This is a genomic window from Pseudomonas sp. ok266, from assembly GCF_900110195.1.
Classification (GTDB): Bacteria; Pseudomonadota; Gammaproteobacteria; order Pseudomonadales; family Pseudomonadaceae; genus Aquipseudomonas; species Aquipseudomonas neuropathica.
On record NZ_FOCU01000013.1, the window covers coordinates 170,332 to 183,481 of the forward strand.

General features: G+C 60.9%; 14 protein-coding genes. 5 read left to right on the plus strand and 9 right to left on the minus strand.

Features of this window, described 5'->3' with window-relative positions; translation table 11 throughout:
- Positions 1 to 19 precede the first annotated feature (19 nt).
- From BMY54_RS23715 to BMY54_RS23725, 3 genes are read right to left on the minus strand one after another with little or no spacing between them, the layout of a single operon-like run.
- Entirely contained in the window at positions 20 to 637 is a 618-nt protein-coding gene (locus BMY54_RS23715; protein ID WP_093438557.1) for a TPM domain-containing protein, read from the minus strand.
- Between the two features lie 33 nt (positions 638 to 670).
- The gene (locus BMY54_RS23720) at positions 671 to 1,426 is read right to left on the minus strand and encodes a TPM domain-containing protein (RefSeq protein ID WP_093438562.1); all 756 of its coding nucleotides are present in this window, start codon (positions 1,424 to 1,426) and stop codon (positions 671 to 673) included.
- A 13-nt stretch (positions 1,427 to 1,439) separates the two neighbouring features.
- The gene (locus BMY54_RS23725) at positions 1,440 to 2,048 is read right to left on the minus strand and encodes a LemA family protein (RefSeq protein WP_093438567.1); all 609 of its coding nucleotides are present in this window, start codon (positions 2,046 to 2,048) and stop codon (positions 1,440 to 1,442) included.
- Positions 2,049 to 2,310: 262 nt separating this feature from the next.
- Here BMY54_RS23725 and bglX point away from each other — a divergent pair, with 262 nt between their 5' ends.
- Positions 2,311 to 4,602 carry a beta-glucosidase BglX gene (gene bglX, locus BMY54_RS23730; RefSeq protein WP_093438571.1) on the plus strand — a complete coding sequence of 764 codons (2,292 nt, stop codon included), beginning with the start codon at positions 2,311 to 2,313 and terminating at the stop codon, positions 4,600 to 4,602.
- A 132-nt stretch (positions 4,603 to 4,734) separates the two neighbouring features.
- On the opposite strand, the gene BMY54_RS23735 is transcribed toward bglX, so the two are convergent.
- From BMY54_RS23735 to BMY54_RS23755, 5 genes are all read right to left on the minus strand, one after another.
- The gene (locus BMY54_RS23735) at positions 4,735 to 5,892 is read right to left on the minus strand and encodes a phospholipase D-like domain-containing protein (RefSeq protein ID WP_093438576.1); all 1,158 of its coding nucleotides are present in this window, start codon (positions 5,890 to 5,892) and stop codon (positions 4,735 to 4,737) included.
- 1 nt (position 5,893) lies between these two features.
- Entirely contained in the window at positions 5,894 to 6,484 is a 591-nt protein-coding gene (locus BMY54_RS23740) for a YceI family protein (protein WP_093438581.1), read from the minus strand.
- A 184-nt stretch (positions 6,485 to 6,668) separates the two neighbouring features.
- On the minus strand, positions 6,669 to 6,965 hold the full coding sequence (locus BMY54_RS23745) for an amidase (protein ID WP_093438586.1): 297 nt from the start codon (positions 6,963 to 6,965) through the stop codon (positions 6,669 to 6,671).
- The gene (locus BMY54_RS23750; protein ID WP_093438590.1) at positions 6,962 to 8,035 is read right to left on the minus strand and encodes a serine hydrolase domain-containing protein; all 1,074 of its coding nucleotides are present in this window, start codon (positions 8,033 to 8,035) and stop codon (positions 6,962 to 6,964) included. Before BMY54_RS23750 ends, BMY54_RS23745 begins: the two co-directional genes overlap by 4 nt.
- Before the next feature lie 167 nt (positions 8,036 to 8,202).
- Positions 8,203 to 9,081, minus strand: a complete 879-nt coding sequence (locus BMY54_RS23755; protein ID WP_093438595.1) for an acyl-CoA dehydrogenase middle domain-containing protein — start codon at positions 9,079 to 9,081, stop codon at positions 8,203 to 8,205.
- Positions 9,082 to 9,234: 153 nt separating this feature from the next.
- Between BMY54_RS23755 and olsB the strand changes: the two genes are divergently transcribed.
- Both olsB and BMY54_RS23765 read left to right on the plus strand, forming a co-directional pair.
- Positions 9,235 to 9,990 (plus strand): L-ornithine N(alpha)-acyltransferase, encoded by a 756-nt coding sequence (gene olsB / locus BMY54_RS23760; protein ID WP_093438600.1) that lies wholly within the window; start codon positions 9,235 to 9,237, stop codon positions 9,988 to 9,990.
- Positions 9,990 to 10,784, plus strand: coding sequence for a lysophospholipid acyltransferase family protein (locus BMY54_RS23765; protein ID WP_093438604.1), 795 nt, complete (start codon positions 9,990 to 9,992; stop codon positions 10,782 to 10,784). Before olsB ends, BMY54_RS23765 begins: the two co-directional genes overlap by 1 nt.
- A gap of 108 nt (positions 10,785 to 10,892) precedes the next feature.
- Here the strand turns inward: BMY54_RS23765 and BMY54_RS23770 are convergent, their stop codons facing one another.
- On the minus strand, positions 10,893 to 11,471 hold the full coding sequence (locus tag BMY54_RS23770) for an acyl carrier protein phosphodiesterase (RefSeq protein ID WP_093438609.1): 579 nt from the start codon (positions 11,469 to 11,471) through the stop codon (positions 10,893 to 10,895).
- Between the two features lie 170 nt (positions 11,472 to 11,641).
- Between BMY54_RS23770 and BMY54_RS23775 the strand changes: the two genes are divergently transcribed.
- Positions 11,642 to 11,944 carry an ArsR/SmtB family transcription factor gene (locus BMY54_RS23775; RefSeq protein ID WP_007917068.1) on the plus strand — a complete coding sequence of 101 codons (303 nt, stop codon included), beginning with the start codon at positions 11,642 to 11,644 and terminating at the stop codon, positions 11,942 to 11,944.
- Positions 11,945 to 11,978: 34 nt separating this feature from the next.
- Complete coding sequence (locus BMY54_RS23780; RefSeq protein ID WP_007917078.1) at positions 11,979 to 13,145, plus strand: MFS transporter; 1,167 nt, start codon at positions 11,979 to 11,981, stop codon at positions 13,143 to 13,145.
- The last annotated feature ends 5 nt before the right edge of the window (positions 13,146 to 13,150 follow it).

The following is a 13,150-nucleotide window of genomic DNA, read 5'->3' on the forward strand; positions in this document are numbered from 1 at the left end:
GGCTTTGGCTTTTAGGCTATCAGGCCAACACCACCAACCGATTCGGCAACTCATTCCTCACCTGCGTCACCGGCACATGCACTTTCAGCAATTCCCCACACGCCTCGATACACGTCACAAATCCCTCCAGCGTGCGCCCCTGCCTGACCTGCTCGGTAAACGCCGCGACAATCGCATCCCAACTCTTGTTATCCAGCCGCTTGGAAATCCCCTCATCCACCAGAATCTCCACATAACGCTCAGCTTCACACACAAAAATCAGCACTCCCGTGCTGCCCACCGTGTGATGCAGGTTCTGCTCGAGAAACTGCCGCCGCGCCAAGTTCGACGCGCGCCAGTGCCGTACACGACGCGGGACCAAATGAGTGGTGATTTTCGGCAAACGAAACAGCAGACATAGCACGATAAACGCCCCCCACTGCACCAGCAGCAGACTGCGCAGGGTCAGCCAGCCGGTCAGATAGTGCACGACGCCCGGCACCACCAGTGCCAACAGGCTCGCCCACAGCAGCGGGATGTACGCGTAGTCATCGGCGCGCGCGGCTAGCACCGTCACCAGTTCGGCGTCGGTGTCGCGCTCGACCCGGGCAATCGCCTCGGCGACTTTGCGTTGTTCGTGTTCGGTCAGTAGTGCCATGTTGAAAAGTGCCTGCTCATTATTCTTCTGATATCACCAGCCGCCGGACGAACCACCGCCGCCGAAACTGCCCCCGCCGCCGCTGAAGCCTCCACCTCCACCGCCGCCGCCAAATCCGCCACCACCGCCGAAGCCGCCCCCTCCTCCAGAGCCGCCCCGGCCGGCAGGCAGGATACCGAGCATCTGGCAGACAAACACCGTCAGGATGAACAACATCACCAAAAACACAAACAATGCCGGATGCCGCGAGATGAAATCATCGGACGGATCACCGGTGGATTCATACACCGTCGACGGTTCATCGAGCGGATTGCCACCCAGTACCACCAGCATCGCCGCCACGCCGTCGCTGATGCCTTTGCTGAAATTGCCGCTCTTGAACGCGGGCGTGATGACTTGATGGATGATCACTGAAGTCTGCGCATCGGTCAGCCGATCCTCCAGGCCATAACCGACTTCGATGCGCAGTTTGCGCTCGTCACGGGCAACGATCAGCAGCGCGCCGTTGTTCTTGTCCTTTTGACCAATCGCCCAATGACGCCCGAGTTGAACGCCAAAGTCCTCGATGGTCGTGCCTTGCAGATCCGGCAGCGTGACCACGACCAACTGCTCGCCGGTCGCCTGTTCGTGGGCCTGCAACTGCTGGGTCAGTTGCGTGCGCACCGACGGCTCGAGCATCTGCGCTTCGTCCACCACCCGCCCGCTCAGCGCCGGGAACATCAACTCGGCCCGGGCGCTGACGGCGAACAGCCACAGCATCAGCACCAGGCCCATTTTCAACACACGCATGGACAACCTCGAATCAGAATTTCACTTCCGGGGCCTTTTCCGCGCCGGGCGTGGTGGCTTCGAAGGTTTCGCGGATCGGCAGATCGCTGTACATCACGCTGTGCCAGAGGCGACCGGGGAAGGTGCGAATCTCGGTGTTGTATTTCTGCACCGCCAGAATGAAATCGCGGCGAGCCACGGCAATGCGGTTTTCCGTGCCTTCCAGCTGCGATTGCAGGGCGAGGAAGTTCTGGTTGGCCTTCAGGTCCGGATAGCGCTCTGAGACCACCATCAAGCGGCTCAATGCACCGGTCAGTTGATCCTGCGCCTGCTGGAATTGCTTAAGTTTCTCGGGATTGTCGAGGGTGCTGGCGTCGACCTGAATCGAGGTCGCTTTCGCCCGCGCTTCAATCACTGCCGTGAGGGTTTCCTCTTCATGCTTGGCATAACCCTTCACCGTTTCCACCAGGTTGGGGATCAGGTCGGCGCGGCGCTGGTACTGGTTCTGCACCTGGCCCCACGCAGCTTTGGCCTGTTCGTCGAGGGTCGGGATATTGTTGATGCCGCACGCGGTCAACAGCGTGGCCAGCACCAGCAGTGTGGCGACCTGCAAACGCGAGCGATTGGTTGGGCTTACATTCATCGCAGTGATGCTCCTTGGCACATATCATTATAAAAACCGAGCGCGAAACATTCTCAGCGGGCTGTTGGGGCATAATCGACCGCGTCGCTGGATTACGACGGGGCAATGGGCTAAAAAGTGCCCTGCGTGATCATGCGGCCAAGTGTCGGCTGCCGTTTTTTGGCTCTGTTTCTTTGAGCCTGTACCCGAACAACAATAGTCGCTCCCTAAATTTTGGCTGGCCGGCGTTGCATTGCCGCTTGGGCCCTTGAGAAAACTATTCATGAAGAAGCTGTGTTTGCTGGGTCTGTTCGTCAGCCTGGCCAGTCATCAAGTATTGGCCGCCACGACCCCGGTACCCCTGGAAAACAAGGACGCGTTCATCAGCAACCTGATGAAGCAAATGACCCTCGACGAGAAGATCGGCCAGTTGCGCCTGATCAGCATCGGCCCGGAAATGCCCCGAGAGCTGATCCGTAAAGAAATCGCCGCCGGCAACATCGGCGGCACGTTCAACTCGATCACCCGTCCGGAAAACCGGCCGATGCAGGATGCTGCCATGCGCAGTCGCCTGAAGATTCCGATGTTTTTCGCGTACGACGTGATCCACGGTCACCGTACGATTTTCCCGATTCCACTGGCCCTCGCTTCGAGCTGGGACATGGACGCCATCGGTCAGTCCGGGCGCGTTGCCGCCAAGGAAGCCGCCGCCGACAGTCTCGACATCACCTTCGCGCCGATGGTCGACATCTCTCGCGACCCGCGCTGGGGCCGCAGCTCCGAAGGCTTCGGTGAAGACACCTACCTGACTTCACGCATTGCCGGCGTCATGGTGCGCGCCTATCAGGGCGCCACCCCGAGCGCGGCCGACAGCATCATGGCCAGCGTCAAGCACTTCGCCCTGTACGGCGCGGTCGAGGGCGGTCGCGACTACAACACCGTCGACATGAGCCCGGTGAAGATGTACCAGGATTACCTGCCGCCGTACCGCGCCGCGATTGATGCCGGCGCCGGCGGTGTGATGGTCGCGTTGAACTCGATCAACGGCATTCCGGCCACGGCCAACACCTGGCTGATGAATGATCTGCTGCGCAAAGACTGGGGCTTCAAGGGCTTGGCGGTCAGCGACCACGGCGCGATTTTTGAACTGATCAAGCACGGCGTCGCCCGCGACGGTCGTGAAGCGGCGAAGCTGGCGATCAAGGCCGGTATCGACATGAGCATGAACGACACCCTGTACGGCAAAGAACTGCCGGGGCTGCTCAAGTCCGGCGAGATCGAACAGAAAGACATCGACAACGCCGTGCGTGAAGTGCTCGCGGCCAAGTACGACATGGGCCTGTTCAAAGACCCGTACCTGCGCATTGGCAAGGCTGAAGACGATCCGGCCGACACCTACGCCGAAAGCCGTCTGCACCGTGCCGAGGCCCGTGAAGTGGCGCGTCGCAGCTTGGTTTTGTTGAAGAACCAGAACGAAACCCTGCCGCTGAAGAAAGACGCGAAAGTCGCACTGGTCGGTCCGTTGGCCAAAGCACCGATCGACATGATGGGCAGCTGGGCCGCAGCGGGTAAGCCTGCGCAATCGGTGACCCTGTTCGATGGCATGAGCTCGGTGATCGGTGACAAGGCGAACCTGATCTACGCCCGTGGCGCCAACATCACCAGCGACAAGAAGGTCCTCGACTACCTGAACTTCCTCAACTTCGATGCGCCGGAAGTGGTCGACGATCCGCGTCCGGCCAACGTGCTGATCGACGAAGCGGTGAAAGCCGCCAAGGACGCTGACGTGATCGTCGCGGCAGTCGGTGAATCCCGTGGCATGTCCCACGAATCCTCCAGCCGTACCGACCTGAACATTCCGGAAAACCAGCGTGAGCTGATCCGCGCGCTGAAAGCCACCGGCAAACCGCTGGTACTGGTGCTGATGAACGGCCGCCCACTGACCCTTCTCGAAGAGAACCAGTCGGCTGACGCGATTCTGGAAACCTGGTTCAGCGGCACCGAGGGCGGCAACGCCATCGCCGACGTGCTGTTCGGCGACTACAACCCGTCGGGCAAACTGCCGGTGACCTTCCCGCGCTCCGTGGGCCAGATCCCGACCTACTACAACCACCTGAGCATTGGCCGGCCGTTCACGCCGGGCAAACCGGGCAACTACACCTCGCAGTATTTCGATGACACGACCGGGCCGCTGTTCCCGTTCGGTTATGGCCTGAGCTACACCCAATTCGCCCTCAGCGACATGGCGCTGTCGTCGACCACCCTGAACGCCACCGGCAAACTCGACGCCAGCGTCATGGTCAAGAACACCGGCAAGCGTGACGGCGAAACCGTGGTGCAGTTGTACATTCAGGACGTCACCGGCTCGATGATCCGCCCGGTGAAAGAACTGAAGAACTTCCAGAAAATCATGCTCAAGGCCGGCGAACAGAAAGTCGTGCACTTCACCATCAGCGAGGATGACCTGAAGTTCTACAACGCCCAGCTCAAGTACGCGGCGGAGCCTGGCAAGTTCAACGTGCAGATCGGCCTGGATTCCCAGGGCGTGACGCAGCAGAGCTTTGAATTGCTGTAACCGGTTTTTGCTCGGCTGATCGTTCCCACGCTCCGCGTGGGAATGCCTCAAGGGACGCTCCGCGTCCAGTGACGCGGAGCGTCACGGGCTGCATTCCCACGCAGAGCGTGGGAACGATCATCAGGTGAGCGGTTATCCGCGGCGGTCGAGAATGTTGACCACCACCCGATCCACCCAGCCCCACACCCGCTGCTTCACCCGCCGCCACAACGGCCGGCGCTGCCATTCTTCCAGACTCACCTGCTGACTCAGCCCGAAGTCCTTCAGAAAACTCGCCTGCACCGCTGCCGTCAACGACGGGTCCAGCGCCTCCAGATTCGCCTCCAGATTGAAACGCAAGTTCCAGTGATCGAAATTGCACGAGCCAATGCTCACCCAATCATCCACCAGCACCATTTTCAAATGCAGAAAGCACGGCTGATATTCGAAGATCTGCACGCCAGCCTTGAGCAGTCGCGGGTAGTAGCGATGCCCGGCGTAACGCACCGACGGGTGATCGGTGCGCGGCCCGGTCAGCAGTAGCCGCACATCGACTCCGCGCGCCGCTGCCTTACGCAGGGAGCGGCGGATTTTCCAGGTCGGCAGGAAATACGGTGTGGCCATCCAGATGCGTTTTTGCCCACTGTTCAAAGCGCGGAACAGCGACTGCAGAATATCGCGGTGCTGGCGGGCGTCGGCATACGCCACGCGGCCCATGCCCTCGCCCTTGTCCGGCACCCGTGGTAACCGTGGCAAGCCGAAATGCGCGGCCGGGCGCCAGGCGCGGCGATAGCGATTGGCGATCCACTGACGATCAAACAGCAATTGCCAGTCGATCACCAGCGGGCCGCTGATCTCGACCATCACTTCGTGCCATTCGCTGGTGTCATGGCCCGGCGTCCAGAACTCATCGGTGACACCGGTGCCGCCAACCACCGCCAGACGCTGATCGACCAGCAGCAACTTGCGATGATCACGATAGAAATTGCCGACCCAGCGCCGCCAGTTCAGCCGATTGTAGAAACGCAGTTCGACCCCGGCGTGCGTCAGGCGCTGGCGCAGGTTGAGCGTAAAGGCGAGGCTGCCGTAATCATCGAACAGGCAACGCACGCGCACGCCACGCTCGGCGGCCAGCACCAGCGCTTGCACGATGGTTTCGGCACAGGCGCCGGCCTCGACCAGATACAACTCGAGTTCGATCTGCTCCTGCGCGCCAGCAATCTGCTCAAGCATGCGCGGGAAGAATTGCGGGCCATCGATCAACAGTTCGAAGCGGTTGCCATCGCGCCACGGAAACACCGCACCGCGCATGTCAGCGCGCCGTGAAAATCAGCACCGCACCCACCGGTACCGACAGACTGATGGCCGACAGGTCGGCAAGTTTGCGCAGGCTTTCCAGCCCCGGCACGAGATCGAAATCCTCGGCGTTGATCACCAGCGGCTCCAGGGTGACCACTTGAAAACGCCGGTCATCGAGGCGCGTCGCCAGCAGCTCAGCGGGGTATTCGTGTTGCTTGCCGTGCAGGTTGACGGTCAGCGGCAGACGCAATTCCAGCTGCGCACCGGGGGCCAGATCGTTGATTGGGCGCAGGTCGATCTGGGTGGTGATGGTCGCTTCGGGGAATTGCTCGATCTGGAACAGCTCCTTGCGCATGCGCTCGTCACGCAGCGGGATGCCACTGTTGATCGAATCCATCTCGACTTCGACTTCGGCGCGACCGTTGGGGTCGACCTTGCCGTGCAGCACCAGAAAGCGTTGCACTTCGGAAATATGGGTGTTTTTCGTGCTGACAAACGACAGCCGCGACGACTCGCCGTCCAGATACCAATTGGCCTGCGCCGGCAATGCGACGCTGGCGAGCAGCAGACTGGACAGGGTTGCACAGAGAGAGCGGTTGAACATTGAACACTCGTAGGGCCGATAAACCTGCACGAACCTTAACCGCCCAGACCGTTATTGCAAACTGAAGATCACACCCGGTGGGAGCGAGCCTGCTCGCGAAGACGTCATCTGTCTCAACAGAGAAGGTGCGCCTGCTATTGCATTCGCGAGCAGGCTCGCTCCCACAAAAAACCATCGGGTGTTTTCAGGGATTAAGGCGACAGCCTTGCCGTTCGCTCAACCACTGGGCGCGATTACTGCGGCCCATGCCGCTGACCGTGATGGTTTTGTTGGTGCTGTCATCGGTGAATGCGCTGGTCGGCAGCCATTGTTTTACATAGCCACGGCAATACTCGGCATCGTTATTCATCACATAACGACAGGAACAGTATTCCTTGGCGGTGTAGGCGCTGATGATGTCGGGGAAGGCCCACAGGTTTTCGCGCTCGTAGACGATCCAGCCGAGCAGCAGGACCAGCATTAACAGGAATAAGCGCTTCATGGCCGCACCGCCTTCAGCACGTGTTTGAGCAGTTCGTTATGGCTGTAGCTGCCGTCGCGGTCATCGGCGTAACGCACGATCAGCAGTTTTTCACTGGGGATCACGTAGAGCGCCTGGCCCCAATGCCCTAGGGCGGCAAACGTGTCGGGCGGTGCAGCGGGCCATGGCGATTCAGCGCCATCGGCTGGACGATTGAGCCACCATTGGCCGCCGGGCACGGCTTCGTCCTGATGGGCTTTGTAACCGGCGAAGGGAGTGCGGCTGAACGCCACCCACTCCTTGGGCAATAACTGCCGATCATGCCAGCGCCCGTCACAAGCCATCAGCAAACCGACCCGCGCCAGATCCCGCGCGGTCAGGTAGGCATAAGAGGAAGCGACAAACGTGCCGTTGGCATCGGTCTCCCACACGGCGTGGCGGATGCCCAACGGTTCGAACAACGCCGTCCACGGATAATCCGGATAACGCTGCGGGCCGACGATATTTTTCAACGCCGCCGCGAGCAGGTTGCTGTCGCCGCTGGAATAACGGAAGGCCTGCCCCGGTTCGGCGTAAGCATCGTGATCGGCGGTGAACGCGGCCATGTCGCGACGGCCGCGGGTGTAGAGCATCGCCACCACCGAGGATTTCAGTGGCGCGTATTCGTAATCTTCCTGCCAGTCGATACCGGAGGCCCAGTGCAGCAGGTCGGCGATTTTGATGGCCGGGTGTTGTTCCAGCGGCGGGTAAAACTGCACGGCCGGGGCTTCGAGTTTGAACAGGCCTTCGCCGTACGCCACACCGAGGACGGTGGCCATCAGGCTTTTGCTGATCGACCAGGTCAGGTGCGGGGTTTGTTCGGCGGTCGGGCCGGCGTAGCGTTCGTAGATGATCTGGCCGTCGCGGATGATCAGCAGTGCGTCGGTGCGGATGCCTTGGCGGGTGTTGTCATCGCGGGGTGGGAAGGCGTAATTCTCCAGCGCTCCGGTATCGGTGATCGTCGTGCCGATTGGCCATGCTTCACCCGGCCATTGTTCGGCGTGAACGGTGAAGCTGATCAGCAGCAGAAACAGCGACAGGCCTTTGCGCATTGGGAGGGCTCTGGGAATGAACCTGCTGAGACTAGCCGGGGTTTATGACAGATGTGTGGGGATGTTGAGGCCGCCTTCGCGAGCAAGCTCGCTCCCACAGTTGACCGAGTTCCTTCAGTTGGAATGCCATCAAACTGTGGGAGCGAGCTTGCTCGCGAAGAGGCCAGTCAAGCCTGCGCCAAAGCCTTGGCCAGACGCTTGGCCCGAGCCCCCGCCGCCAACTGCATCACGCCTTGATCGCGTTGCCACATCTGCGCCCACTCTGCCGGACCGTCAGCCAACGCTTGACTCACTTCCCCCTCCAGCGCCTCAAACTGCGCAAACAACCCAGCCAACAACACATGCCCGGCGGGATTGTTCGGCGGTTGCCGACTCGCCTCCGCACACCCGGCCAACAGCGCCAGCAAGCGCAATTGCAGCGCCTGCGGCCAGTCACTGTCCTGGCCGACGCCAAACAGCCACGCGGTCATCGCGCTGAGTACATAAACATCTTCCAACGTACGAAACGGTTTGACGTAAGCGTCCCAACCATCGCCGGCCAACAACTCGCACAACGCGTTATCAAGCTGCAGCCGACCATGGCTGATGTCAGGCATCAACGGCAGCGCCGGCAGCTTCTCCACGGTCACGCCGGGTTCGCCGGGATACACCACCGCCAGACTCAGGCGCGGCGATTCACCGGATTCTTCACTGCGCGCGGCGATCAGCAACCAGTCCGCCGCATCGCCGGCGGTGACAAAATCCTTGCGTCCGCTCAGACGTAAATCCGTCAGCCGGGTCTGCATGTCCGCCGGACGCAAACTGCGCTGTTCGGTCGCACACAACGCACCGAGGCTCAGCGGTGCACTCGGCCACAACATGCGCAATGCCGCCTGATAACCGACCAGAAACGCCAGCCCCGGCGTCGCCATCCGCCGCCCGCCCGCGACCGCCAATTCGAATGGGGTGACGTTGCCCAGTTGCTGCAACAACGTCGCAAAACCCTCGGCCAGGTCAGCAACGGCGGGCAATCGTTCACGGCGGTGCAGCAGATCTGGCCAGGGCATAAGAGGCTCCTTGTGGGCTGTCATATAAGCATCACCGAACGTTCATGGCGATGACACCGGGGCTACATAGCCTGACTTTGCACAACACGGCTGCATAAAGAAAGTCGATCGGCTGCAACCCACGACGGGTTAAAGGCCCGTACGGAGATTCACATGACTCAGATCGCCCGCATCAGCGACACCGGCAATGAACGCCGCCTGCAAGCCGAACGCCTGATCGGCGCCGAGGCCTTGCAGCAAGCCCAGGCCTTGCGCTTCAACGTCTTCAGCGGCGAGTTCAACGCCAAACTGAAAGGCGCGGAACTGGGTCTGGACATGGATGATTATGATGTTCACTGCAGCCACATCGGCGTGCGTGACTTGAACACCGGCCGTTTGGTCGCGACCACGCGTCTGCTCGATCACACCGCTGCCAGCAGCCTCGGCAAGTTTTACAGCGAAGAAGAATTCAGCCTGCACGGCCTGACGCATCTGCAAGGCCCGATCCTCGAAATCGGTCGCACCTGCGTCGACCCGGCCTATCGCAACGGCGGCACCATTGCGGTGTTGTGGGGCGAATTGGCCGAAGTATTGAATCAGGGCGGTTACAGCTACTTGATGGGTTGCGCGAGCATTCCGATGCAGGACGGCGGCATTCAGGCCCACGCGATCATGCAGCGTTTGCGTGAACGTTATCTGTGCACCGAACACCTGCGCGCCGAGCCGAAAAATCCGCTGCCGACGCTGGATATTCCTTCCAACGTGATCGCCGAAATGCCGCCGCTGCTCAAGGCCTACATGCGCCTGGGCGCGAAGATCTGCGGCGAGCCGTGCTGGGACGAAGACTTCCAGGTCGCCGACGTGTTCATCCTGCTCAAGCGCGACGAACTCTGCCCGCGCTACGCCAAGCACTTCAAGGCGGCCGTGTGATGAGCCGGCTGCGCGTGTACGCGCGGATCGCGCGGGTGCTGCTGGTGGTGGCGCTGGGCTTGACCATGGCCACTGTCTTTGGCGTGTTTGAACGGATTGGCCTGGCGCATTCGATGGAACGGCGTCAGCGCTGGTCGCGCTTCTTCATGGCGCGCCTGAGCAATGCCCTGCCCTTTCGCGTGACGGTTCACGGTGAGCTGCCGAAACAGCCGATGCTGTGGGTCAGCAATCATGTGTCGTGGACCGACATTCCGCTGCTCGGCATGCTCACGCCGCTGTCGTTTCTGTCCAAGGCTGAAGTGCGTACCTGGCCGGTGGCTGGTTGGCTGGCGGCGAAGGCTGGCAGCCTGTTCATCCGTCGCGGCTCGGGCGACAGCCAGTTGATCCGCAAGCAGATGACCCGTCACCTGCAAACCGATCACGCCTTGCTGATGTTCCCGGAAGGCACCACCACCGATGGGCGCTCGCTGCGTACCTTTCATGGTCGCTTGCTGGCGGCGGCGATTGATTCCGAGGTGATGCTGCAACCGGTGGCGATCCGTTATCTGCGTGATGGCGAGATCGATGCGCTGGCGCCGTTTATTGGTGACGATGATCTGCTATCGCACCTGATGCGCCTGTTCAGCAATGATTGCGGCGATGTTGAAGTGCATCTGCTCAAGCCGATTGCCTGTCAGGGGCGTGAGCGTGCGGCGTTGGCATTCGAGGCACAGCAGGCGGTGCAGAAGGCGTTGTTTGGTGAGGTGGCGAAACCGGCCGAACCGCGTCGCGCAGGCGAATTGATCGCTGCCTGAAATACACACCCCTGTGGGAGCGAGCTTGCTCGCGAAAGCGGTATGTCATTCAAAGTTGATGTTGGCTGACACGACGCCTTCGCGAGCAAGCTCGCTCCCACATTGGTTTTATGTCATTGACGGGTTTTGTGCGAAGTCCTGGAGTTGTGGGTAGAACAAGCGGAAGTCGTCACTCAGCGGCTCATACAACCGCCGCAATTCCTCCATCGCCCCCGCCAGCTCTTCCGGCCGGCTCAGCCGCCGCGAGATCCCGCGCAACACCTGCTCCAGCACTTCAAATTCCTGATACGAACCCAACCAGTCATTGGCGACCATGTGCGGGGCGATCTTCGCCAATCGCTCGGGCAGTTGCCGTTCGCGGGTCAGCACCCGATACACATCAGCGGTGAAAACCTCCAGCGGCTGATCGGCATACAACCGCCAGTCCCGGGCCAGGCAATGATCGAAAAACACGTCGAGGACGATCCCGGCATAACGCCGCCTCGTATCGGAAAACCGCCCCAACGCAACGTCCACCAACGGATGACGATCGGTAAACACGTCAATCCGCCGATGCAGTTGAATGGCCGCCTCGACCTCCGGCGCAAACTGCCCTTGCAGCCGACCTTTGACGAAATCGCCATACAGACTGCCGAGCAGTTGCCCGGGGCGCTGGCCACCGAGGTGTAAATGTGCGAGATAGTTCATGGGCGCAGCTTAGCACTGCGACCAGCAATCCATACACCATCGTATCGTTATAACGCGATATACCAATTTATGCTGACGTCAGATCAAAATCATATTGGTGTATCGCGATCTAACGATTTATATTTCGCCACATCGCGATATAGCGTTGTACACATTGTGAGCACCCTGCCATGAACCTCGACCTCGACGAAATAATAAAAGCCCTGGCGCACCCAGTACGGCGAGACATCCTCAACTGGCTGAAAGACCCGAAGAACGAATTTCCGGAACAGTTGCACAACCACGAATACGGCATCTGCGCCGGGCAGATCGATCAGCGCTGCGGCCTGTCGCAGTCGACTGTTTCGGCACACCTCGCAACGTTGCAACGCGCCGGCCTGATCAGCAGCCAGAAGGCCGGGCAATGGCACTTTTTCAAACGTAACGAGGACGTGATCCAGGCGTTCCTCAGCACCCTCAGTAAAGAGCTCTGACCCTTAACGTCAGCCAGCCGACAAGGAAACCTGCATGCCCCTCTCGCTACTCATCCTCGCCTTGAGCGCCTTCGCCATCGGCACCACCGAATTCGTCATCATGGGCCTGCTGCCCAATGTGGCGGCCGACCTCGGCGTGTCGATCCCCGGCGCCGGTTGGCTGGTGACCGGATACGCCCTCGGCGTGGCCATCGGTGCGCCGTTCATGGCCATGGCCACCGCCAAACTGCCGCGTAAAGCGGCGCTGGTGGCGTTGATGGGCATTTTTATTGTCGGCAACCTGCTGTGTGCGATTGCCAGTGATTACAACGTGCTGATGTTTGCCCGTGTGATCACCGCGCTGTGCCACGGTGCGTTCTTCGGCATCGGTTCGGTGGTGGCGGCCAATCTGGTGCCGGCCAACAAGCGAGCGTCGGCGGTGGCGTTGATGTTCACCGGTCTGACCCTGGCCAACGTCCTCGGTGTGCCGCTGGGCACTGCGCTGGGTCAGCAATACGGCTGGCGCTCGACCTTCTGGGCGGTGACCGTCATCGGCGTGATCGCACTGATCGGCCTGATCCGCTTCCTGCCGGCCAAGCGTGACGAAGAAAAACTCGACATGCGCGCCGAACTCGCCGCCCTCAAAGGTGCCGGGATCTGGCTGTCGCTGAGCATGACTGCACTCTTCGCCGCATCCGTCTTCACTCTGTTCACCTACGTCGCCCCGCTGCTCGGCGAAGTCACCGGTGTGTCGCCCCGTGGCGTGACCTGGACGCTGATGCTGATCGGCCTGGGCCTGACCGTCGGCAACATCATCGGCGGCAAACTCGCCGACAAGGGCATGGCCGCCACGCTGATCGGCGTGTTCATCGCCATGGCCGTGGTTTCCACCGTGCTGACCTGGACCAGCGTTGCGCTGATCCCGACTGAAATCACTCTGTTCCTCTGGGCCACCGCGTGTTTCGCCGCCGTGCCGGCGCTGCAAGTCAACGTGGTGACCTTCGGCAAAGCCGCACCGAACCTGGTTTCGACCCTGAACATCGGTGCCTTCAACGTCGGCAACGCCCTCGGCGCCTGGGTCGGCGGCAGCGTCATCGCCCACGGCTACGGCCTGACCAGTGTGCCGCTCGCAGCCGCCGCACTGGCAGTGCTCGCCTTGCTGGTGACCCTGATTACTTTCCGCCAGAACGGCAATGCCGATCTGGCCCCTGCTACCAACTGATTAAT